This is a genomic window from Streptomyces sp. NPDC050528, assembly GCF_044457795.1.
Taxonomy (GTDB): domain Bacteria; phylum Actinomycetota; class Actinomycetes; order Streptomycetales; family Streptomycetaceae; genus Streptomyces.
Genome location: NZ_JBITHH010000039.1, coordinates 1 through 1417 on the forward strand (window position 1 = coordinate 1; position 1417 = coordinate 1417).

Sequence of the window (1417 nt, forward strand, 5' to 3'; positions counted from 1 at the left end):
AGTCTGAGACCTGATGCCGAGCCGATTGTGGTGAAGTGGATGATCCTATGCTGTCGAGAAAAGCCTCTAGCGAGTTTCATGGCGGCCCGTACCCTAAACCGACTCAGGTGGTCAGGTAGAGAATACCGAGGCGTTCGGGTGAACTATGGTTAAGGAACTCGGCAAAATGCCCCCGTAACTTCGGGAGAAGGGGGGCCATCACTGGTGAGGAGACTTGCTCTCCGAGCTGGGGGTGGCCGCAGAGACCAGCGAGAAGCGACTGTTTACTAAAAACACAGGTCCGTGCGAAGCCGTAAGGCGATGTATACGGACTGACGCCTGCCCGGTGCTGGAACGTTAAGGGGACCGGTTAGTCACTCTTCGGGGTGGCGAAGCTGAGAACTTAAGCGCCAGTAAACGGCGGTGGTAACTATAACCATCCTAAGGTAGCGAAATTCCTTGTCGGGTAAGTTCCGACCTGCACGAATGGCGTAACGACTTCTCGACTGTCTCAACCATAGGCCCGGTGAAATTGCACTACGAGTAAAGATGCTCGTTTCGCGCAGCAGGACGGAAAGACCCCGGGACCTTTACTACAGTTTGATATTGGTGTTCGGTTCGGCTTGTGTAGGATAGCTGGGAGACTGTGAAGCTTGGACGCCAGTTCAGGTGGAGTCGTCGTTGAAATACCAGTCTGGTCGTGCTGGATGTCTAACCTGGGTCCGTGATCCGGATCAGGGACAGTGTCTGATGGGTAGTTTAACTGGGGCGGTTGCCTCCTAAAGAGTAACGGAGGCGCCCAAAGGTTCCCTCAGCCTGGTTGGCAATCAGGTGTTGAGTGTAAGTGCACAAGGGAGCTTGACTGTGAGACCGACGGGTCGAGCAGGGACGAAAGTCGGGACTAGTGATCCGGCGGTGGCTTGTGGAAGCGCCGTCGCTCAACGGATAAAAGGTACCCCGGGGATAACAGGCTGATCTTCCCCAAGAGTCCATATCGACGGGATGGTTTGGCACCTCGATGTCGGCTCGTCGCATCCTGGGGCTGGAGTCGGTCCCAAGGGTTGGGCTGTTCGCCCATTAAAGCGGTACGCGAGCTGGGTTTAGAACGTCGTGAGACAGTTCGGTCCCTATCCGCTGCGCGCGCAGGAACATTGAGAAGGGCTGTCCCTAGTACGAGAGGACCGGGACGGACGAACCTCTGGTGTGCCAGTTGTTCTGCCAAGGGCATGGCTGGTTGGCTACGTTCGGGAGGGATAACCGCTGAAAGCATCTAAGCGGGAAGCCTGCTTCGAGATGAGTGTTCCCACCCACTTGATGGGTTAAGGCTCCCAGTAGACGACTGGGTTGATAGGCCGGATCTGGAAGCCCAGTAATGGGTGGAGGTGACCGGTACTAATAGGCCGAGGGCTTGTCCTCAGTTGCTCGCGTCCACTGTGTT

At 56.2% G+C, this 1417-nt stretch carries 1 rRNA gene; it reads left to right on the forward strand.

The window, feature by feature from the left end:
• Nucleotides 1–1395 (forward strand): 23S ribosomal RNA (locus ACIBK4_RS50475); the annotation flags it as partial.
• Between the last annotated feature and the right edge of the window lie 22 nt (nt 1396–1417).